The organism is Pseudomonas furukawaii (assembly GCF_002355475.1).
GTDB classification, from domain to species: domain Bacteria; phylum Pseudomonadota; class Gammaproteobacteria; order Pseudomonadales; family Pseudomonadaceae; genus Metapseudomonas; species Metapseudomonas furukawaii.
Map to the genome: position 1 here is coordinate 865,399 of NZ_AP014862.1, position 19,644 is coordinate 885,042.

Below are 19,644 nucleotides of genomic sequence, written 5' to 3' on the forward strand. Positions count from 1 at the left end.
GTGAACCTGAAACGCTATGCGCGTGAATTGCGCAGCAACATGACCGACGCCGAGCGCCATCTTTGGTATCACCTGCGAGGGCACAGGCTCCACGGTTTGAAGTTCAAGCGGCAGAAGCCCATTGGGCGCTACATCGTCGACTTCGTCTGCATCGAGCATCGCTTGGTCATCGAGTTGGACGGCGGCCAGCATCTTGAACAGCCGGAAAGGGACTTCGAGCGTGATGAGTGGCTGGTCGCGCAGGGCTTCAGGGTGTTGCGCTTCTGGAACCATGACGTGCTGGGCGAGACGGACACAGTGCTTGAGGTGATCTGGCGTGCGGTGTTCACGCCGGGTTGACCCTCTCCCCAGCCCTCTCCCACAGGTGGGAGAGGGGGTGGTTCGTGCCTGGAAAAATGCCTAGCCGAGCCCCGATGCTGGCCCCCTCTCCCGCTGGCGGGAGAGGGCGGGGGGAGAGGGGTGAGCCCTACAGCCGCCCCGCCGAAAAGGTATCGCAGCGCCCCACCTGACCCTTCTCGAACCCCACCTTGAACCAGCGCACGCGCTGGGCCGAAGTGCCGTGGGTGAAGGAGTCGGGTACCACCTGGCCCTGGGACTGGCGTTGCAGGCGGTCGTCGCCGATGGCGTTGGCGGCGTTCAGGGCTTCCTCCAGGTCGCCGGGTTCCAGCCAGTTCAGGCGTTGCTGGGCGTGGTAGGCCCAGACGCCGGCGAGGCAGTCGGCCTGGAGCTCCTGGCGCACCAGCAGACCATCGGCGCCTTCCACCGGTTCGCCGCGCTGGCGGGCGGCGTTGACCTTGGCGGAGACGCCCAGCAGGGTCTGCACGTGGTGGCCCACTTCATGGGCGATCACGTAGGCCTGGGCGAAGTCGCCCGCGGCCTTGAAGCGGCTGGCCATTTCCTCGAAGAAGTCCAGGTCCAGGTACAGCTTGCGGTCGCCCGGGCAGTAGAAGGGGCCCACCGCCGAGGAGGCGAAGCCGCAGGCCGACTGCACGCCGCCATTGAAGAGCACCAGCTTCGGGTCGTCGTACTGGCGGCCGGCGGCCTGGAAGATGGCGCGCCAGGTGTCTTCGGTATCGCCGAGGATGGCGCTGACGAACTCCCGTTCCTCCGGCGTCCCGGTGGGCATGGCCGATTGTTGCTGGGGATGGATGGACGCGCCTTGCTGGGTGATTTCGCCGAGGATCTGCAGCGGGTCCTCGCCCATCAGCAGGGCCACCACCACCACGATGGCGATGCCGCCAAGGCCGAGGCCCTTGCCGCCGCCCAGGCGCATGCCGCGTCCGCCCGTGCCTCCGGCGTCTTCCACGTTCTCGCTGCGACGGGCCCGTTGCCAGCGCATGATCCCTCTCCCATTCCGGCTGCGTGACTCTTGAGTGTTGACGCTGGCGAACGCCGCCGCCAGCCCGGTCGTCAGCCGAGGCTCTCCGGGGGCGGCAGCAGGCGTGCCTGGGCCAGCAACTGGACACCGCCACCCACCCGCACATGGCCGTCGGCGTCGACCCGGACATCCAGGCGGCTGGGGCGGCCGAGGAAGCGCCCCTGGGTCAGGGCGAAGCGCTCTTCCGGCGCCTCCAGGCCACGTGCCACGCGCCAGGCCGCAACCGGACCGGCGGCGCTGCCGGTGGCGATATCTTCCACCACGCCCAGCGGGTCCCAGGTGCGGCCCTCCCGGGCGTCCACGTCCATGAGGAAGACGAAGGCGGCACCGATGGCGGCGAGGGCGGCGTCCAGGGACTCCCGCTGGCGGGCCTCGGCCAGGCCCCGGGCGGTCACCGGCAGCAGCAGGTAGGGCAGGCCGGTGCTGACCACCTGGGCCGGATGGCGGGGGTCAGGCTCGCTGCCGAAGGCGGCGGCGAAGGCGTTGGCCCGGGCGGTGTCCAGCACCTGACCGAACGCCGCCACGCCCTGGTCCATCTCGGCGTAGAAGCCGGCGCCGTCGCGGCGGGTGTCGATACGCACCTGCTTCTCCGGCAGCTCCAGGCGCCAGCTGGCTTCCTCGGCCCTGGCGTGGAGGTGGTGGAGCAGGGCGGCGGCGCCGAGGATCGGGTGGCCGGCGAAGGGCAGTTCCTCCTCCACGGTGAACACGCGGGCCGTGAAGGCGTCGGGGCTGTCCAGGGGGGTGAGGAAGATGGATTCGAACTGCCTCAGTTCGCGGGTCAGCTCCTGCATGGCCGCGGCGGAGAGGCCGCGGCTGTCGGGAAAGACGGCCAGGCCATTGCCGGCCAGGACCCGTTCGGCGAAGACGTCGACTTGCCAGTATTCCATTTCAGGCTCCGAGGGGATGTCAGCGCGCAGGATACTCGCTCAGCACGGACTCCCGTCCATCCCGCGCCACGCCGATCACCTGGTAGGCGTCCACCCGGTCGCCCATCTCCATGCCGGGGGAGCCCACCGGCATCCCGGGAACGGCGGCACCCAGGAGGTCGGGACGCTCCCGCAGCCTGAGTACGTCGCTGGCAGGCACATGGCCCTCGACGAACTTTCCGTCCACCACGCCGGTGTGGCAGGAACCCAGGCTGTGGGGGACGCCGAGGCGGGTCTTGACCGCGGCCATGTCGGGTTCGACATGGTCACGCACCTGGATGCCGTTGTCCCGCAGGTGGCTGATCCAGGCCTTGCAGCAGCCGCAGTTGGGGTCGCGGTAGACGTCCATGGTGACGGGCTCGGCGGCCTGGGCGAGGCCGGCGAGCAGGGTGGTGAGCAGTAGCAGGGAACGCATGGGGGATCTCCTTTCGGCCGGGCCGGCCGGAAAAGCGGCAGGATAACGCCGCCTCCCGCAGGGCCCAAGCGTTGCGCTGTTTCAGACTGTTCCCGGTCCACCTATGCTTTCAGGCGGCGTCCGCTTCCGAGGTGTACCCATGCTCTTCACCCGCATCCTGCTGGGCCTGCAGGCCCTGATCCTGGCCCTGTTCGGCCTGGCCTACTTCATCCGTCCGGAGCAGATGGCGAGCCTCAGTGGGATGCTGCTGATGGACCCGGCCGCGGTCACCGACGTGCGCGCCTACTACGGCTGCCTGCAACTGGGGATCGCCGCCTTCCTGGTGCTGGCGCAACTGCGCCTGCACCTGGCCCGCGCGGCCCTGGACCTGCTGGTGCTGGTCTACATCGCCCTGGCCCTGGGGCGGGTCAGCGGGCTCTGGCTGGACGGCAGCCTGGGGCAGACCTTCAACCTCTACGCGCTGCTGTTCGAGGTGGTGTCCGCCGGGTTGGCCTTTGCCGCCCTGCGCAAGCTGGACGGCGGCTAGCCCCTGGCGAACTCGCTGCCATTCGCCGGCGAGGGCGGGCCTTGCGTAGGAGCGAGCTTGCTCGCGAAGGGGACCGTGCGATTCGCCGGCGAGCCGGCTCCTACGAGAGCGGGCTTGCCCGCGAAGAGCCGGGGCAGCCCGGGGACGGGCGTCAGCGCCGCTCCAGCAGCACGCCCGCTTCCATGTGGTGGGTGTAGGGGAACTGGTCGAACAGGGCGCAGCGGCTGATGCGGTGGGTGTCGTTCAGTTGCTGGATGTTCGCCGCCAGGGTCTCCGGGTTGCAGGAGATGTAGAGGATGCGGTCGAAGCGCCGGGTCAGCTCGCAGGTGTCCGGGTCCATGCCGGCGCGGGGCGGGTCGACGAACACGGTGCCGAAGTCGTAGCTGGCCAGGTCCACCTCGGCGAGGCGGCGGAAGGGCCGCACGCCGTTCAGCGCCTCGGTCAGTTCCTCGGCGGAGAGGCGCACCAGGGTCACGTTGTCCACGCCGTTGTCGGCGAGGTTGGCCAGGGCGGCGTTGACCGAGGTCTTGCTGATCTCTGTGGCCAGCACCTTGCGGACGCGGGTGGCCAGCGGCAGGGTGAAGTTGCCGTTGCCGCAATACAGCTCGAGCAGGTCGTCGTTCCGCTCCCCCAGGGCCTCGAAGGCCCAGGCCAGCATCTTCTGGCAGACCTCGCCGTTGGGCTGGGTGAAGGCGCCTTCCGGCTGGCGATAGCGGAAGCTGCGGCCGGCGACGGTCAGCACCTCTTCCACATGGTCGCGGCCGATGACGATGCGCTTGCCCCGGGAGCGGCCCACCAGGCTCACGCCCAGGTCGGCGGCGAGCTTCTCGGCCTCCGCCTGCCAGGCTTCGTCCAGCGGGCGGTGGTAGCAGAGGGTGATCAGCGCGTCGCCGGAGAGCGTGGTGAGGAACTCCACCTGGAACAGCTTGAAGGACAGCACCTGGCTCGCCTGCCAGCCGGCTTTAAGGCGCGGCATCAGTTCGTTGATGCGGCGGCTGGCGATGGGGAAGTCCTCGATCAGCACCGGGGTGAACTTGTCGCCGGCCTCGAACATCGCATAGTGGCGCTGCTCGCCGCCGGTCTCGCGCCAGAGGCGGAATTCGGTGCGCAGGCGGTAGTGCTCGCGGGGGGAGTCGAAGACCGTCGGCTCCGGGGCGTCGAAGGGGGCCAGGAGCGCCCGGAGGCGCTCGGTCTTGTCGGCGAGCTGGGCGTCGTAGGTGGTCGGATCGAACTGCGGTCGGCTCATCAGTGGAAGAACCCCATCTTGATGACGAAGAGCACCGCGAGGATCACCAGCGCCGGGCTCAGCTCCTTGTAGCGGCCGGCGAGGGTCTTGATGGCGGCCCAGGCGATGAAGCCGAAGGCGATGCCGTCGGCGATGGAGTAGGTGAAGGGCATCGCCAGGGTGGTGATCAGCACGGGGGCGGCGGTGGTCAGGTCGTTCCAGTCTATTTCAGCCAGGCCGGAGGCCATCAGCACGGCGACGAAGAACAGCGCCGGGGCGGTGGCGAAGGCCGGCACGCTGCCGGCCAGCGGGGAGAGGAACAGGGCCAGCAGGAAGAGCGCGGCCACGGTCAGGGCGGTGAGGCCGGTGCGGCCACCGGCGCTGACGCCGGCGGCGGACTCGATGTAGCTGGTGGTGGTGGAGGTGCCCAGCAGGGAACCGCCCATGGCGGCGGTGGAGTCGGCGATCAGCGCACGGCCCATCTTCGGCATGTAGCCATCGGCGCGCATCAGGCCGGCCTTCTTGGCCACCGCGATGAGGGTGCCGGAGTTGTCGAACAGGTCGACGAAGAGGAAGGCGAAGATCACGCTCACCAGGCCGATTTCCAGCGCGCCCTTGATGTCCAGCTGGAGGAAGGTGGGCGCCAGGGATGGCGGCATGGAAACGATCCCGCCGAACTGGGAGACGCCCAGGGCGATGCCGAGGATGGTCACCGCGAGGATGCCGATCAGCACCGCGCCGGTCACCTTGCGGGCCTCCAGGGCGACGATGAGGAAGAAGCCGAGCACGGCGAGGATGGGCTCGGGACGGGTCAGGTCGCCGACGGTGAGCATGGTCACCGGGTGCGCCGCGACGATGCCGGCCTTCTGCAGGGCGATCAGGCCGAGGAACAGGCCGATGCCGGCGGCGATGGCCGAGCGCAGCTCCAGCGGGATGCTGTTGATGATCCATTCGCGGATCTTGAACACCGACAGCACGAAGAACATGCAGGCCGAGAGGAACACCGCGCCCAGGGCCACCTGCCAGGTGTGGCCCATCTGCAGCACCACGGTGTAGGTGAAGAAGGCGTTCAGGCCCATGCCGGGGGCGAGGGCGATGGGGTAGTTGGCGATCAGCGCCATGGTGGCCGAGCCGATGGCGGCGGCCAGGCAGGTGGCGACGAAGATGGCGCCCTTGTCCATGCCGGTTTCACCGAGGATGGCCGGGTTGACGAAGAGGATGTAGGCCATCGTCAGGAAGGTCGTCAGACCCGCCAGTAGCTCGGTGCGCACGTTGGTGTCGTGCGCCTTGAGTTGGAACAGCTTTTCCAGCATGTGAAGGCTCCCCGTGACGCACGGCGTCGTTGTCATGTCAGCTGGCCGAAAGCAAAGCACAAATGCACGGCGCACGCGGGCGCCATGGCGTTTTCTCTGCCAGTCTGAAAAAAGGCGCGCATCATACCAGTTCGCTTTTCGGCGGTGAATTTATGACCGGGCGGACAACTTAGGTTCCAGGACCATGAGGAAGGACAGCATGCATACCCCACCCCAACTCCATGCCCTGCTGGCGGTCGCCGAGGGCGTCGAAGACCTGGAAACCGTGACCCTGCTCGATGTGTTGCGCCGGGCCGAGGTGAATACCGTCGTGGCCAGCATCGAGAACCGGCGGATGATCACCCTGGCACGGGGTACCCGCCTCACGGCCGACGCCATGCTGCTGGATGTGCTGGCCCAGGATTTCGACCTGATCGTCCTGCCCGGCGGCATGCCCGGCGCCCAGCGCCTGGGGCAGCACGAGCCCCTGGGCGAGATGCTGCGGGACCACGCCCGGGCGGGCCGGCTGTTCGCCGCCATCTGCGCCGCGCCGGCCATGGCCCTGCAGCCCTTCGGCCTGCTGCGCCAGCGGCGCATGACCTGCTACCCGGCCTTCAGCGATCGCTTGTCCGGCTGCACCTTCGTCGACCAGCCGGTGGTCGTGGACGGCAACTGCGTCACCGCCCAGGGCCCCGGCAATGCCCTGGCCTTCGCCCTGACCCTGGTGGAAAAGCTGTGCGGCAAGGCCAGGCGCAATGAAGTCGCCCGGGCGATGCTGGTGGAGTGAGGGGCCGGTGATCCAGGGCTGTTGGGGTGGGCCCGGCAAGGTTGAACGTGACGGGCACCGAGCTTCCGCCCGCCTCCCCCCGCCCTCTCCCGGGGGGAGCCCGTAGCCCGGATTTCCCAGCCTGCTCCTCGCGAAGGGCCTCAGTGCAATCGGTCGCGCCTGGCCAGGGTCGGGAACAGCTTTATCCACAGCCCGGTCACCAGCAGGGTGCCGACGCCGCCCATCACCACCGCCGGCACGGTGCCGAACCAGGCGGCGGTGACGCCGGACTCGAACTCGCCCAACTGGTTGGAGGCGCCGATGAACAGCCCGTTCACCGCGCTGACCCGGCCGCGCATCTCGTCCGGGGTGTGCAACTGCACGAAGGCGCCACGGATGACCATGCTGATCATGTCCGCCGCGCCCAGCACGGCCAGCACCGCCAGGGAGAACCAGAAGGAGGTGGACAGGCCGAAGGCGATGGTCGCCACGCCGAACACCCCGACGGCGGTGAACATGATGCGGCCGACATTGCGCTCGATGGGGAAGCGCGCCAGCCAGAAGGACATCAGCAGCGCACCGACCGCCGGTGCCGAGCGCAGCAGGCCGAGGCCCCAGGGCCCGGTGAGCAGGATGTCCTTGGCGAAGACCGGGAGCAGGGCGGTGGCGCCCCCCAGCAGCACGGCGAACAGGTCCAGGGAGATGGCGCCGAGGATATCCGGGCGGCTGCGGATGAAGCGGATGCCCGCCAGCAGGGAGTCGAGGCTGGCGCGCTGCCCCTGGCTGCGTTGCTGGTTGCTGGACAGGCTCAGCATCAGTACGCAGGCGAGGACATAGAGGATCAGGGTCGGCCCGTAGACCCAGGTGCTGCCGAAGGCGTAGAGCAGGCCACCGAGGGCCGGCGCGACGATGGTGGCGGCCTGCATGGCGGAGGCGGAGGCGGCCACGGCGCGGGGGAACAGCGCCGGCGGAACGATGTTCGGCAGCAGCGCCTGGGTCGCCGGCATCTCGAAGGCGCGGGCGGCGCCGAAGAGGAAGGCCATGGCGAAGATCAGTTCGCGGCTCGCCGAGCCGGTGGCGGCGGCGTAGACCAGCACGCCCGCCACCAGGGCCTGAAGCACCTGGCAGGTGGCGGCGACCCGGCGCCGGTCGAAGCGGTCGGCCACATGGCCGGTGTGGAGCATGAAGAGGACCCGGGGCAGGAATTCCACCAGGCCCACCAGGCCCAGGTCGAGGACGTTCCCGGTCAGTTCGTAGATGTGCCAGCCGATGGCGACGGTGATCATCTGGAAGCCGCTGGCGGTGCAGACCCGGGCCAGCCAGAAGGCCAGGAAGGGGCGGTGGTGGCGTAGGAGGATGTCCGTGGACATGGAAGAAACTGCTTAGGCTGCTATCGATGCGGCAGCCTAGCATGCCCGCCGAAATATTCGGTTGCATCTGGCGAACAGAGCGTTCGATCAGCGGCTGTAGTGCTGATGCCGACGGCTATATCTGCGGTGTCAGTAGGAAGTTTCCGATAAGCGATGCAGGGAAACTGACTTTCAAGTCAATTTCTTCTTGTGTGTCGCCTGCCTTTCATTAAAATCTGACCTCCTAGTTAGCTTCTTCCCTCCACTACGCTTGTAGCGGTCCCTGTCGAACAGCGGGGCCGGGAATCCTTCGCGACCATGAAATGGGGCCCGAACTCCCCGGGCCTTAGAGGAACGGGCATGTCCACTCCTGAACTATCCCGCCGCGCCTTCCTGCAAGGCAGCGTCGTCGCCGGCATCGGCATCACCCTCGCGCCCCTGGGCAGCAAGGCATTCGCCGCGCTCTTCGAAGAGCAGGTCACCCGCACCCCCGAGCCCTGGTACACCCCCGGCGGCCAGGCGCGCGGGCGGATCGACGGAGTCAGCAAGGTCTGCGGCGGCAAGGTCTTCGCCCGTGACATCCGCGCCAAGGACATGCCCGGCTGGCCGCAGCAGCAAGGTCATGCGCTCTTGCTCAAGGCAACCCGCGCCGACCACCTCTACGTCGGCCTCGACCTGTCGATGCTGGGCGACGAGCTCAAGCCCGACCGCCTGGTGACCGCCGAGGACCTGGCCCGCGACGGCATCGCCTTCCCCGAAGGCCACAGCCCCGATCCCTTCCTGCCGGAAGGCCAGGTGCCGATGTTCATCGGCCACCCGGTGGCGCTGCTGATCTGGAAGGACTTCGACCGCTTCCGCCGGGCGAAGAACCTCCTCAAGTTCAATGAAAAGGTGGTGCGCTACGGCGCCAGGGCCGAGCTGTACCAGCGCGATCCCTACGGCAGCTTCCGCTTCGTCCGCGTGGGCGGCGCCACGCCCTTCGAGCCGGACACCTTCTCCAGCCTGAAGGACAGCATGCTCTTCCCGCTGATCCGCGAGCGGAAACCCGCCTGGGGCGCGGGCAACCCGGCCGGCGACCTCACCGCCCAGGGGCTCTACCACGCCGAGCAGATGCAGGCGGCGCTGGCCAGCCCGCCCGAGGGCTGGATGGTCTTCGACGAGCGCTACCGGACCCAGTCCATCGAGCCGGCGGCCCTCGAGGCCGACAACGGCAACGGCTGGTACGACCCGGCCAGCGGCACCCTGCACTTCGTGGTGGCCACCCAGTGCCCCTTCGAGGTGGCCGAGCAGACCGCGCACATGCTGGCGCCGTCGCGCTTCAAGGTGCGCACGCTGAACCTGCACCCGGGCTACACCGTCGGCTACGGCTCCAAGGACAACAATATCTTCGTCTTCTATGCGGCCCTGGCCGCGATGTACGGCGACGGCGTGCCGGTGCGCCTGGCCAACGACCGCTACGAGCAGTTCCAGAGCGGCATCAAGCGCCACCCCTTCGACATGCACTACCAGCTGGCGGTGAAGAAGGACGACCTGTCGTTCCAGATCTTCCGCGCGCACATGGACGTCGACGGCGGCGGCCGCATCAACTACAGCCCCTCGGTGGCGGCGGTGGGGGCCACCGCGGCCCAGTCCATCTACTACCTGCCCAGGAGCGACCTGGCCGCCACCGCCTACCACTCCCGGGGCGTCGAGGCCGGTTCCATGCGCGGCTACGGCACCCTGCAGACCATGGCGGCCACCGAGATGATGGTGGACGAGGTGGCCCAGCGCCTGGGCGTCGACGCCATCGAGCTGCGCCGCCGGAACGTCTTCAAGTCCGGCATGAAGAACACCCAGGGCGCGATTCCGGCCGGCGCCCTGCGCCTCGACGAGATCCTCGACAAGGCCGCCCAGCACGAGATCTGGAAGAACCGCGACGCCCGCAAGCGCGAGGAGGAGGCCAAGGACCCGGACCACTGGTACGGCGTCGGCTTCGCCATCTGCCAGAAGGACTTCGGCACCGGCTCCGAGGCGCCCATGGCCAGCCTGGAGTTCACCGCCGAAGGGCGCATCAGCCTGCGCCAGATCGCCATCGACATGGGCACCGGCATGGCCACCTCCCAGGCGCTGCTGGTGGCGGATTACCTGGGGCGTCCGGCCGACGACATCCGCACCGGCGTCACCGAGTGGGCGGAGCTGGGCCTGACCACCAGCGGCAACCCCTACCTCATCAGCCAGGACGAGCAGGACGCCGCCCTGAAGAACCCGCGCTGGGTCGGCAAGCTCGCCTCGCCGTCCTCGGCCACCAACTCCTCCTACTACACCGGCCACGGCACCCGCGAGGCCGCGCGCGTCCTCTTCAACCACGGCCTGTGGCCGGCGGCCCTGGCCATCTGGGGCCGGGGAGAATACGGCGGCATGGCCAACCCCTACGTGGTGCGCCGCGAGGACGCCCACTGGGTGGAGGGCAAGCTCACCGCCAACGGCCTGCCGCCTATCCCCTTCGAGCTGCTGGCGCACAAGGCCCACGAACTGGGCCTGGTCACCGGCGTCAGCGTCCACGGCTTCAACCGCTGGGCCTGGGCCGAGGCGGAGTTCGAGATCAATGGCAACCGCGACACCCTGCCCCTGGATGCGCTGGCGGTGAAGTACGGCGCCGGCGCCCCCCGGGAGAAGCAGGCGCTGATGAGCCACCACGGCTTCCACCTGCTGGACCGCACCCGCGTGAAGTACCCGCCGACCCAGCTGAACAACGCCATGGTCACCTACTACAGCCCGGTCGCCACCCTGGTGGAACTGAAGGTGAACAAGGGCAGCTTCGAGGCGCGGGTGATCAACCATCACTCCTGGCTGGAGTGCGGCCGGGTGATAGTGCCCGAGCTGGTGCTCGGCCAGCTGGAAGGCGGCATCGCCATGGGCATCGGCCATGCGTTGACCGAGGAGATGCCCCTGTACGAAGGCGGGCCGGGCGACGGCACCTGGAACTTCAACCGCTACGTGCTGCCTCGCGCCAAGGACTGCGCCGTCTGGAACCAGAGCGCCGAGATCCTGCCGCCGCTGTCCCCCAGCGATCCGGCCAAGGGCATCGCCGAGGTGGTGATGATCCCCGTGGTCGGCGCCATCGCCAACGCCCTGGCCCACGCCACCGGCAAGCGCCTGCGTGACCTTCCTCTGACCCCGGCCCGCATCAAGGAGGCCCTCCATGGCTAAGCGCGCCCTCAGCATGACCCTCAACGGCCAGGCGGTCGGTCCCTTCACGGTGGACGACGACCTGATGATGATCGACTTCCTTCACGAGCACCTGAACCTCACCGGTTCGCGCCTGGGCTGCGGCCAGGGCGTGTGCCACGCCTGCGTGGCCATCCTCGACAAGCCGGACGGCACCAGCGAGGAGATCCGCACCTGCATCACCGGCGCGCACTTCTTCGACGGCAAGAAGGTCCGCACCATCGAAGGCCACGCCCAGCGCAACGACAAGGGCGAGGTCAGCGAGCTGAACCCCATCCAGCAGAAGTTCGTCGACCACTTCGCCTTCCAGTGCAGCTACTGCACCCCCGGCTACGTCAATGCCGCCACGGTGCTGGTGGAGAAGCTCCAGCGCCAGCCGGTCAAGCGCAGCGAGCTGGAAGGGGAGATCGAGAACGCCCTGGGCAAGCACATCTGCCGCTGCACCGGCTATGTGCGCTACTACAAGGCCGCCCGCGACGTGGTCGAAGGCCTCGGCCTGGTCAGGGAGGGTTGAGGATGCGCGCGCTACTGCTGGCGGCCCTGCTGCTGCCCCTGGCCGCCCAGGCCGCCGAACCCGCCGACAAGGCCCTGATCGAACGCGGCAAATACCTGGCCCGCGCCGCCGACTGCGTCGCCTGCCACAGCGTCGAAGGGGGCGCCGAGTACGCCGGCGGCCTGCCGCTGGTGTCGCCGTTCGGCACCATCTACGGCACCAACATCACCCCGGACAAGGAACACGGCATCGGCCACTACAGCGCCGACGACTTCTACAAGGCGGTGACCCAGGGCGAGCGCCCCGACGGCGCCAAGCTCTACCCGGCCATGCCCTATACCTCCTACCACCTGCTCACCCGTGAGGACTCCGACGCCCTCTACGCCTACCTGATGAGCCTGGATCCGGTGGCCAAGCCGAGCCCGAAGACCGACCTGGCCTTCCCCTTCAACCTGCGTTTCGGCATGGCCTTCTGGAACCTGCTCTACAAGAACCGCGTGCAACTGCAGCCGGCCGACGGCAAGGGCGAGGAGTGGCAGCGCGGCCAGTACCTGGTGGAAGTGCTCGGCCATTGCGGCGAGTGCCACACCCCGCGCAACGCCCTCGGCGCCCTGCAGCAGGACCGGCGCATGAGCGGCGGCGTCATCCTCGGCTACGAGGCGCCCAGCCTGCTGGCCCAGGACCTGGCCGAGCGCGGCTGGATCAAGGACGACCTGGCCACCTTCCTCAAGCACGGCGTCAGCGCCCAGGGCTCGGTGTTCAACGAGATGTACCCGGTGCTGCACCACAGCACCCAGTACCTGCCCCTGGACGACCACCGCGCCATGGCCACCTACCTGCTGGGCGAACAGCCGCCGGCGCCGCGCAAGATCGCCGCGGTCGGCCTGGACCGGCTGGGTGAAAGCGCCGCCCGTGGCCGCCAGGACTACCTCAATGTCTGCGCCGGTTGCCACGGCGCCGAAGGCGAGGGCGTGCCCCACGTCGCGGTGGCCATGAACGGCAACACCACCCTGCGCCTGGCGGACACCCGCAACCTGCTCCGGGTGATCGACGACGGCATCCGCGAGCAGCAGTTCACCGGCTTCGAAAGGATGGCGCCGATGCCCGGCTTCAGGGATAAACTCGACGACGGCCAGATGCGTGACCTGCTCAACTACCTGCGACAGACCTGGGGCGGCCTCGATGACGAGGTGGCGCCGGAGCGGGTGAGCGAGTTGCGGGCCGAAGTCCATTCCCACTGACGGTCTCTCCCATGCAACACCTCGATCTGCTGGTCGTCCGCAAGGCCCTGGAATGGTTGGCTTCCGGCCGCCGTGTCTGGCTCTGCACCGTACTCTCCACCTACGGCTCGGCGCCCCGCGCGCCGGGCTCCCTGCTGGCGGCCACCGCCGACGGGCACTGGATCGGCTCGCTGTCGGGCGGCTGCGTGGAGGACGACTTCCTCGAACGCCTCGCGGCCGGCGCCTTCGGCCAGCCGGTGCAGGTGGTGCGCTACGGCGACGGCAGCGACACCCGGTCCGCCATCCGCCTGCCCTGTGGCGGCATCCTCGACGTGCTGGTGGAAAACCTGCCGGCGGACTGCGACACCCAGGCCCACCTGCGGGAGCTGGAAAGCGCCCTGGCGGGGCGCCGCCGGTTGCTCCGCGAGGTGTCCCTGGCCGATGGCGCCCGGCGGCTGCTGCCGGACCGCGAGCACGGCCCCCGGGTCGAGCGGGAAGCCGAACGGGTGCTGCTGCGGGTGGGCGCCGCCCAGCGCCTGCTGCTGGCGGGCTACTCCACGGTGGCCCAGGTCTGCGCCGAATTCGGCGTCAGCCTCGGCTTCGAGGTGGTGCTCTGCGACCCGCGCGACGAGGCGCTGCAGGGCGTCGAGTTGCCGGGAGTCGAAATCCGCCGCGAACTGCCCTCGGAGTACATCCGCCTGGGCGGCTGCCACGCCGACACGGCCGTGGTGGCGCTGACCCATGATCCGAAGATCGACGACCTGGCGATGATCGAGGCGGTGCGCACCGAGGCCTTCTACATCGGCGTGATGGGCTCCATGGTCACCAGTGCCAAGCGCAAGGAACGCCTGCGCCGGGTGGGGGGCCTGTCGGAGGCGGAGCTTGCCCGCGTCATCGCCCCCATCGGCCTCAACCTGGGCAGCAAGACCCCCGCCGAGATCGCCCTGGCGGTGATGGCGGATGTCCTGCGGGTGCGCAGCGGCATCGCCCGTGAGCGGGTGTGAGCGGGCAGGGTGCGTGACCGAGCCCTTGGCCCGGAAGCATCCGGGGATTCCAGCGACACCCTTGCGATTCCGGAGATGAGCCCATGACCCAGGTCGTTGCCCTGATGCTCGCCGCCGGCTTCGGCCGTCGCTTCGGCAGCGACAAGCGCCGGGCCGTCCTGGCCGATGGCCGTACCCTGCTGGCGGCCAGCCTGGAGCGGGCGCGGGCGGTGTTCGAGGAGGTGCTCCTGGTGCTGCGTGCCGACGACGATCCGGCGGCCCTGGGCCTGCCGGCGGACAGCGTCATCGTCCGCTGCGTGGATGCGGAACAGGGCATGGGCCACAGCCTGGCGGCCGGGGCGCGGTGCCTCGACGGCCATCCGGCGGCGGCCTGCGCCGTGCTGCTGGGGGACATGCCCTGGATCGCCGACGCCAGCCTCCGGGCCCTGGTGGACAAGGCCGCACCGGGACGCATCGTCTTTCCCCTGTACCGGGGGGAACGGGGCCACCCGGTGCTGTTCGGCCGCGACTTCTGGCCGGAGCTCCAGCGGCTCACCGGCGACGAAGGGGCGCGCAAGGTCCTGCGTGCCCATCCCGCCGCCTGGACGGCCGTCGAGGTCGATGACCCGGGCGTGCTGGGCGATGTGGACAGCCCCGCGGCCCTTGGCGGCGAGCGCTAGGGCGAGTGCCCAGGACTGCGGCGAGCCGCCGCGCGACAACCTGCCGCGCGGCAACGAACCACAGATTCCGTGCCCCTTGAAACGGCTAATCTCTGGTTGCATTGATCCGCATCAATATCCTGGTCGCGGATCTGTGAGGCGCCGTTCCGGGCCGCCTCCGCCGCAATCGATCCTATAAGAACCACTCGCTTGGCCCGACTCCAGCAGCCCTGGAGCGACGCTGGACCCGTGCCCGACTCAACCTGATTCAGAGGATTCGCCATGTTCGGTTTGGAGGCTCTCGATCTCGCCCGAATGCAGTTCGCCTTCACGGTCTCCTTCCACATCATCTTCCCGGCCATCACCATCGGCCTGGCGAGCTACCTCGCCGTGCTGGAGGGCCTGTGGCTGAAGACGCGGGAGGAGGTGTACCGCGACCTGTACCACTTCTGGTCGAAGATCTTCGCCGTCAACTTCGGCATGGGCGTGGTGTCCGGCCTGGTGATGGCCTACCAGTTCGGCACCAACTGGAGCGCCTTCTCCGACTTCGCCGGCTCCGTCACCGGGCCGCTGCTGACCTACGAGGTGCTCACCGCGTTCTTCCTCGAGGCGGGCTTTCTCGGCGTGATGCTGTTCGGCTGGAACCGCGTCGGCCCCGGCCTGCACTTCTTCTCCACGGTGATGGTGGCCATCGGCACGCTGATCTCCACCTTCTGGATCCTCGCCTCCAACAGCTGGATGCAGACGCCCCAGGGCTTCGAGATCATCGACGGCCGGGTGATCCCCACCGACTGGTTCGCCGTGGTGTTCAACCCCTCCTTCCCCTATCGCCTTCTGCACATGGCCACCGCCGCCTTCCTCGCCACGGCCTTCTTCGTCGGCGCCTCGGCGGCCTGGCACCTGCTGCGCGGCCGCGACAATCCGGCCATCCGCAAGATGCTCTCCATGGCCATGTGGATGGCGCTGATCGTCGCCCCGGTGCAGGCCTTCATCGGTGACCTGCACGGCCTCAACACCCTCAAGCACCAGCCGGTGAAGATCGCCGCGATGGAAGGCCACTGGGACAACAGCAGCGGCGAGGCGACCCCGCTGATCCTCTTCGGCTGGCCGGACATGGAGCGCGAGGAAACCCGCTTCAAGGTGGAGATTCCCTACCTCGGCAGCCTGATCCTCACCCACAGCCTGGACAAGCAGGTGCCGGCGCTGAAGGACTTCCCCAAGGAGGACCGGCCGAACTCCACCGTGGTGTTCTGGTCCTTCCGCATCATGGTGGCCCTGGGCCTGGCGATGATCCTCGCCGGCGTCTGGAGCCTCTGGCTGCGCTGGCGCGGCGGGCTGTTCCGCTCGCGGCCCTTCCTCTACTTCTGCCTCTGGATGGGGCCGTCCGGGCTGATCGCCATCCTCGCCGGCTGGTTCACCACCGAGATGGGCCGCCAGCCCTGGGTGGTCTACGGGCTGATGCGCACCAGCGAGGCGGTGTCCAACCACAGCGTGACCCAGATGAGCCTGACCCTGGTGAGCTTCGTGGTGGTCTACTTCGTGCTTTTCGGCGCCGGCATCGGCTACATGATGCGCCTGGTGCGCAAGGGCCCGGTCACCCACGAAGGCCAGGAACAGGGCAGCGGCGGCCCCGGCCAGCACCGCACCCCCGCCCGTCCGCTCTCGGCGACCGAAGAGGGCATGGACGATGACGACAACGCTGCCAACCCGGTGAGGAACTGAACATGGGCGTCGACCTTTCTCTGATCTGGGCCGTCATCATCATCTTCGGCGTGATGATGTACGTGGTGATGGACGGCTTCGACCTGGGCATCGGCATCCTCTTTCCCTTCGTCAAGGACGATAGCGAGCGGGATGTGATGATGAATACCGTGGCGCCGGTCTGGGACGGCAACGAGACCTGGCTGGTGCTGGGCGGGGCGGCGCTGTTCGGCGCCTTTCCGCTGGCCTACTCGGTGGTGCTCTCGGCGCTCTACCTGCCGCTGATCCTGATGCTGCTGGGGCTGATCTTCCGCGGCGTGGCCTTCGAGTTCCGCTTCAAGGCCAAGCCGGCCAAGCGCCACCTGTGGGACAAGGCCTTCATCGGCGGCTCCCTCGCCGCCACCTTCTTCCAGGGCGTGGCCCTGGGCGCCTACATCGAGGGCATTCCGGTGGTGGACCGGCAGTTCGCCGGCGGCTCCCTGGACTGGCTGGCGCCTTTCCCGCTGTTCTGCGGCCTGGGCCTGATCGCCGCCTACGCACTGCTGGGCTGCACCTGGCTGATCATGAAGACCGAAGGCCGCCTGCAGCAGCAGATGCACGACCTGGCGCGCCCGCTGGTGCTGGTGCTGCTGGCCATCACCGGCATCGTCAGCATCTGGACCCCGCTGGCCCACGAAGACATCGCCGCCCGCTGGTTCAGCCTGCCCAACCTGTTCTGGTTCCTGCCGGTGCCCATCCTGGTGCTGGTCTGCACCTGGGCGCTGCTGCGAGCGGTGGCGAACAACGCCGAACATGCGCCCTTCATCCTCACGCTGGTGCTGATCTTCCTCGGTTACAGCGGCCTGGGGATCAGCCTCTGGCCCAACGTGATCCCGCCCTCGGTGTCCATCTGGGACGCCGCCGCGCCGCCCCAGAGCCAGGGCTTCGCGCTGGTGGGCGCGCTGTTCATCATCCCCTTCATCCTGATGTACACCGCCTGGAGCTACTACGTGTTCCGCGGCAAGGTGCGGGTGGAAGATGGCTACCACTAGGAGCGAGACGATGGGCGAACCGGAGAAGAAACCCCTGTGGCAGCGCCTCGGCTGGCTGGTGGGCATCTGGACCCTCAGCGTGCTGGCCCTGGGCGCCGTGGCCTACCTGCTGCGGATGTTCATGGCGGCGGCGGGGCTGAGTACCCACTGAACCGCCCGGCGACGCCCTGCCCGGTGTTGAGGCGGATCGATGAAGACGGGTGGAGTTGACCGCAGATGTAGGGTGGATGCCGTTCTTTGCATCCACCGTGCGGGGCTCGGTGTGGCGGGAGTGGTGGTTCGATGGAGCGTGATCCAACCTTGGGCTGAGGTAAGTCCGAACGGGCTGTCAGGCCCCGCGAAGATTCATTTGCTGGCCTTGAGCACCACGAACTTCGGCGTCGCCGCCACCTGCTCGACGCCCCGGAACAGCCGCTTGAGCTTGGCGTGGTAGCCCAGGTGGCGGTTGCCGACTATCCACAGCTCGCCGCCGGTCACCAGCGCGTTGCGCGCCTGCACGAACATCCGCCAGGCGAGGAAGTCGCCCACCACCTGCTGCTGGTGGAAGGGCGGGTTGCACAGCACCAGGTCCAGGGAGTCCTCCGGCTGCTCGGCCAGGCCGTCGCCGGCGCGGATGTCCGCCGGGCGGTCACCCAGGGCCGCGCGCCAGTTCTCCCGCGCCGATTGCACCGCCATGTAGGACTCGTCCACCAGGGTCATCTCGGCCTGGGGGTTGGCCAGGGCGTAGGCGATGCCGAGGATGCCGTTGCCGCAGCCGAGGTCGGCGGCGCGTACGGCGGCGAGGCTGCGCGGCAGGTGCGGGAGGAAGGCGCGGGTGCCGATGTCCAGGCCTTCGCGGCAGAAGACGTTGGCGTGGTTCACCAGGGTCAGGCGCGGTGAATCCAGCTGGTAGCGGGTGGGGTAGGGCGAGGTGACCGCCGGTCGGGCGTCCGGGGTGGCGATCAGCAGGCGCGCCTTCTTCACCGCCAGCGAGGGCTGCATCGGGCCGATGTACCTGGTCAGCAGGTCGCCGGCGGCGTGGGGCAGGTGCTTGACCATGCCGGCGGCCACCACGCTGGCGCCGGGGGCCAGTTGGCCCTGCAGGCGGATCAGTTGTTCTTCCAGCAGCGCCAGGGTCTTGGGCACGCGGATCAGCACCCGGTCGAAGGGGCCCACAAGGGGTTCGCTGGCGGGGACGAAGGCCACCTGGCCGGCCTCCAGGCCGTTGCGCGCCAGGTTGCGCACGAGGCCGAGGTAGCCCAGATGGGAGTCGCCACTGCTGGTGACCCGGACCTGGGGCGCGAGGCTGGCGGCCAGGGCGCCGAAGCTGTCGTTGAGCACCAGCACGCGGGCGTCCGGGGTGACGCCCTGTTCGTGGAGGTGGTTGAGCAGGTACTCGTCGGCGGCGTCGAACGCCTGCAGCGGGTCGTCCCGCTGTTCGGGCTGTCGGACCAGGTCCAGATGGGCAAAAGGCGTAGCGAATATAGGCATAAGAACCGGCGGTGTTTCTGAAGGCCGCTTTGCGAGAGACTGGGGGCGGCCTTCGAGCGAATCGGAAAGGAGCGGGAGCGGAGTATGACTGTCAGCGAAGAGAAGTTCACCCGTCAGACCCTGCTGGAGGTCCAGACCCTGACGCCCAGCCTGTTCACCTTGCGCACCACCCGTGACGCGGGCTTCCGCTTCCGCGCCGGCCAGTTCGCCCGCCTCGGCGTCACCAAGCCCGACGGCAGCGTGGTCTGGCGTGCCTATTCCATGGTGTCGGCGCCCCATGACGAGTACCTGGAGTTCTTTTCCATCGTGGTGCCGGGAGGCGAGTTCACCAGCGAGCTGTCGCGCCTGGCGGTGGGCGACGCCCTGCTGGTGGACAAGCAGGCCTTCGGTTTCCTCACCCTCGACCGCTTCAACGACGGCCGCGACCTCTGGCTGCTGGCCACGGGCACCGGCCTGGCGCCCTTCCTGTCGATCCTCCAGGACCTGGAGGTGTGGCAGCGTTTCTCGCGCATCGTCCTGGTCTACAGCGTGCGCCAGGCCGCCGAACTGGCCTACCAGCCGCTGATCGAGGACCTCAGGCATCGCGACTACCTGGAAGGGGTCGCCGACAAGCTGCTCTACCTGCCCGTGGTGACCCGCGAGACCGTGCCGGGGGCGCTCCACGGGCGCATCACCACCCTGATCGAGAACGGCGAGCTGGAACGCGCCGCCGGGCTGGCGCTGACCCCCGAGCATTCGCGGGTGATGCTCTGCGGCAATCCGCAGATGATCGAGGACACCCGCGCGGTGCTGAAGGCCCGCGACATGCACCTCAGCCTGACCCGCCGGCCGGGGCAGGTGGCGGTGGAGAACTACTGGTAGGCGGACGCGCGTACCGTCCATCGATGCCTGGCGTAGTCCCGGTCCGGACTGGCGCTGGAGCATCGTCCGGCAACGGGCGCGGACCGGTTCGGGGGGCGGGGCGGCTTTGCAACGCCGGCTGTCGGCCTTCGTCCCTGACGAG

Annotated in this window: 19 protein-coding genes; 12 read left to right on the forward strand and 7 right to left on the reverse strand. The window is 68.7% G+C overall.

Translation table 11 applies throughout. The features are described from left to right. Positions 1-339, forward strand: a complete 339-nt coding sequence (locus tag KF707C_RS04045) for an endonuclease domain-containing protein (RefSeq protein ID WP_004420249.1) — start codon at positions 1-3, stop codon at positions 337-339. 127 nt (positions 340-466) lie between these two features. On the opposite strand, the gene ypfJ is transcribed toward KF707C_RS04045, so the two are convergent. The 3 genes from ypfJ to KF707C_RS04060 form a co-directional block, all read right to left on the reverse strand. Continuing rightward, the gene (ypfJ, locus tag KF707C_RS04050) at positions 467-1,339 is read right to left on the reverse strand and encodes a KPN_02809 family neutral zinc metallopeptidase (RefSeq protein ID WP_004420247.1); all 873 of its coding nucleotides are present in this window, start codon (positions 1,337-1,339) and stop codon (positions 467-469) included. A gap of 71 nt (positions 1,340-1,410) precedes the next feature. Further along, on the reverse strand, positions 1,411-2,265 hold the full coding sequence (locus KF707C_RS04055) for a PhzF family phenazine biosynthesis protein (protein WP_004420245.1): 855 nt from the start codon (positions 2,263-2,265) through the stop codon (positions 1,411-1,413). Positions 2,266-2,284: 19 nt separating this feature from the next. Next, the gene (locus tag KF707C_RS04060; RefSeq protein ID WP_004420243.1) at positions 2,285-2,719 is read right to left on the reverse strand and encodes a DUF411 domain-containing protein; all 435 of its coding nucleotides are present in this window, start codon (positions 2,717-2,719) and stop codon (positions 2,285-2,287) included. Between the two features lie 139 nt (positions 2,720-2,858). Between KF707C_RS04060 and KF707C_RS04065 the strand changes: the two genes are divergently transcribed. Then, a complete protein-coding gene (locus KF707C_RS04065) occupies positions 2,859-3,245 on the forward strand; it encodes a DUF4345 domain-containing protein (RefSeq protein ID WP_004420241.1) in 387 nt (128 codons plus the stop codon). A gap of 151 nt (positions 3,246-3,396) precedes the next feature. Here the strand turns inward: KF707C_RS04065 and trmA are convergent, their stop codons facing one another. Further along, positions 3,397-4,491 carry a tRNA (uridine(54)-C5)-methyltransferase TrmA gene (gene trmA / locus KF707C_RS04070; protein ID WP_004420237.1) on the reverse strand — a complete coding sequence of 365 codons (1,095 nt, stop codon included), beginning with the start codon at positions 4,489-4,491 and terminating at the stop codon, positions 3,397-3,399. Next, entirely contained in the window at positions 4,491-5,783 is a 1,293-nt protein-coding gene (locus KF707C_RS04075; RefSeq protein ID WP_004420235.1) for an NCS2 family permease, read from the reverse strand. Before KF707C_RS04075 ends, trmA begins: the two co-directional genes overlap by 1 nt. Positions 5,784-5,982: 199 nt before the next feature. Here KF707C_RS04075 and KF707C_RS04080 point away from each other — a divergent pair, with 199 nt between their 5' ends. Then, positions 5,983-6,549, forward strand: coding sequence for a DJ-1 family glyoxalase III (locus KF707C_RS04080; RefSeq protein WP_004420233.1), 567 nt, complete (start codon positions 5,983-5,985; stop codon positions 6,547-6,549). A gap of 140 nt (positions 6,550-6,689) precedes the next feature. On the opposite strand, the gene KF707C_RS04085 is transcribed toward KF707C_RS04080, so the two are convergent. Continuing rightward, positions 6,690-7,898: an MFS transporter gene (locus tag KF707C_RS04085; RefSeq protein ID WP_004420231.1), complete on the reverse strand. Its 1,209-nt coding sequence runs from the start codon at positions 7,896-7,898 to the stop codon at positions 6,690-6,692. A 339-nt stretch (positions 7,899-8,237) separates the two neighbouring features. Between KF707C_RS04085 and KF707C_RS04090 the strand changes: the two genes are divergently transcribed. The 8 genes from KF707C_RS04090 (at position 8,238) to KF707C_RS04125 (ending at position 17,322) form a co-directional block, all read left to right on the forward strand. Further along, on the forward strand, positions 8,238-11,066 hold the full coding sequence (locus tag KF707C_RS04090; RefSeq protein ID WP_004420228.1) for a xanthine dehydrogenase family protein molybdopterin-binding subunit: 2,829 nt from the start codon (positions 8,238-8,240) through the stop codon (positions 11,064-11,066). Further along, a complete protein-coding gene (locus tag KF707C_RS04095) occupies positions 11,059-11,598 on the forward strand; it encodes a (2Fe-2S)-binding protein (RefSeq protein ID WP_004420226.1) in 540 nt (179 codons plus the stop codon). Before KF707C_RS04090 ends, KF707C_RS04095 begins: the two co-directional genes overlap by 8 nt. Positions 11,599-11,600: 2 nt before the next feature. Then, positions 11,601-12,818, forward strand: coding sequence for a cytochrome c (locus tag KF707C_RS04100; protein WP_004420223.1), 1,218 nt, complete (start codon positions 11,601-11,603; stop codon positions 12,816-12,818). Between the two features lie 11 nt (positions 12,819-12,829). Continuing rightward, the gene (locus KF707C_RS04105) at positions 12,830-13,801 is read left to right on the forward strand and encodes an XdhC family protein (RefSeq protein ID WP_004420220.1); all 972 of its coding nucleotides are present in this window, start codon (positions 12,830-12,832) and stop codon (positions 13,799-13,801) included. Between the two features lie 83 nt (positions 13,802-13,884). After that, on the forward strand, positions 13,885-14,460 hold the full coding sequence (locus tag KF707C_RS04110) for a nucleotidyltransferase family protein (RefSeq protein ID WP_004420216.1): 576 nt from the start codon (positions 13,885-13,887) through the stop codon (positions 14,458-14,460). A gap of 261 nt (positions 14,461-14,721) precedes the next feature. Further along, the gene (locus KF707C_RS04115) at positions 14,722-16,161 is read left to right on the forward strand and encodes a cytochrome ubiquinol oxidase subunit I (RefSeq protein ID WP_004420213.1); all 1,440 of its coding nucleotides are present in this window, start codon (positions 14,722-14,724) and stop codon (positions 16,159-16,161) included. A 2-nt stretch (positions 16,162-16,163) separates the two neighbouring features. Beyond that, a complete protein-coding gene (cydB, locus tag KF707C_RS04120; RefSeq protein ID WP_004420210.1) occupies positions 16,164-17,171 on the forward strand; it encodes a cytochrome d ubiquinol oxidase subunit II in 1,008 nt (335 codons plus the stop codon). 10 nt (positions 17,172-17,181) lie between these two features. After that, entirely contained in the window at positions 17,182-17,322 is a 141-nt protein-coding gene (locus tag KF707C_RS04125; RefSeq protein WP_004420206.1) for a DUF2474 domain-containing protein, read from the forward strand. A 194-nt stretch (positions 17,323-17,516) separates the two neighbouring features. Here the strand turns inward: KF707C_RS04125 and KF707C_RS04130 are convergent, their stop codons facing one another. Further along, the gene (locus KF707C_RS04130; RefSeq protein ID WP_004420202.1) at positions 17,517-18,641 is read right to left on the reverse strand and encodes a methyltransferase; all 1,125 of its coding nucleotides are present in this window, start codon (positions 18,639-18,641) and stop codon (positions 17,517-17,519) included. An 84-nt stretch (positions 18,642-18,725) separates the two neighbouring features. Between KF707C_RS04130 and KF707C_RS04135 the strand changes: the two genes are divergently transcribed. After that, the gene (locus KF707C_RS04135) at positions 18,726-19,502 is read left to right on the forward strand and encodes a ferredoxin--NADP reductase (protein WP_004420201.1); all 777 of its coding nucleotides are present in this window, start codon (positions 18,726-18,728) and stop codon (positions 19,500-19,502) included. Positions 19,503-19,644: the final 142 nt, after the last annotated feature.

Excerpts from the sequence above, each read along its gene's own strand:
- KF707C_RS04065 (WP_004420241.1), top strand. The coding sequence starts at position 2,859 with ATGCTCTTCACCCGCATCCTGCTGGGCCTGCAGGCCCTGATCCTGGCC.
- KF707C_RS04130 (WP_004420202.1), bottom strand. The coding sequence starts at position 18,641 with ATGCCTATATTCGCTACGCCTTTTGCCCATCTGGACCTGGTCCGACAG.
- KF707C_RS04100 (WP_004420223.1), top strand. The coding sequence starts at position 11,601 with ATGCGCGCGCTACTGCTGGCGGCCCTGCTGCTGCCCCTGGCCGCCCAG.
- KF707C_RS04075 (WP_004420235.1), bottom strand. The coding sequence starts at position 5,783 with ATGCTGGAAAAGCTGTTCCAACTCAAGGCGCACGACACCAACGTGCGC.
- KF707C_RS04115 (WP_004420213.1), top strand. The coding sequence starts at position 14,722 with ATGTTCGGTTTGGAGGCTCTCGATCTCGCCCGAATGCAGTTCGCCTTC.
- trmA (WP_004420237.1), bottom strand. The coding sequence starts at position 4,491 with ATGAGCCGACCGCAGTTCGATCCGACCACCTACGACGCCCAGCTCGCC.
- KF707C_RS04095 (WP_004420226.1), top strand. The coding sequence starts at position 11,059 with ATGGCTAAGCGCGCCCTCAGCATGACCCTCAACGGCCAGGCGGTCGGT.
- KF707C_RS04080 (WP_004420233.1), top strand. The coding sequence starts at position 5,983 with ATGCATACCCCACCCCAACTCCATGCCCTGCTGGCGGTCGCCGAGGGC.
- ypfJ (WP_004420247.1), bottom strand. The coding sequence starts at position 1,339 with ATGCGCTGGCAACGGGCCCGTCGCAGCGAGAACGTGGAAGACGCCGGA.
- KF707C_RS04105 (WP_004420220.1), top strand. The coding sequence starts at position 12,830 with ATGCAACACCTCGATCTGCTGGTCGTCCGCAAGGCCCTGGAATGGTTG.
- KF707C_RS04125 (WP_004420206.1), top strand. The coding sequence starts at position 17,182 with ATGGGCGAACCGGAGAAGAAACCCCTGTGGCAGCGCCTCGGCTGGCTG.
- KF707C_RS04090 (WP_004420228.1), top strand. The coding sequence starts at position 8,238 with ATGTCCACTCCTGAACTATCCCGCCGCGCCTTCCTGCAAGGCAGCGTC.
- KF707C_RS04060 (WP_004420243.1), bottom strand. The coding sequence starts at position 2,719 with ATGCGTTCCCTGCTACTGCTCACCACCCTGCTCGCCGGCCTCGCCCAG.
- KF707C_RS04135 (WP_004420201.1), top strand. The coding sequence starts at position 18,726 with ATGACTGTCAGCGAAGAGAAGTTCACCCGTCAGACCCTGCTGGAGGTC.
- KF707C_RS04110 (WP_004420216.1), top strand. The coding sequence starts at position 13,885 with ATGACCCAGGTCGTTGCCCTGATGCTCGCCGCCGGCTTCGGCCGTCGC.
- KF707C_RS04085 (WP_004420231.1), bottom strand. The coding sequence starts at position 7,898 with ATGTCCACGGACATCCTCCTACGCCACCACCGCCCCTTCCTGGCCTTC.
- KF707C_RS04055 (WP_004420245.1), bottom strand. The coding sequence starts at position 2,265 with ATGGAATACTGGCAAGTCGACGTCTTCGCCGAACGGGTCCTGGCCGGC.
- cydB (WP_004420210.1), top strand. The coding sequence starts at position 16,164 with ATGGGCGTCGACCTTTCTCTGATCTGGGCCGTCATCATCATCTTCGGC.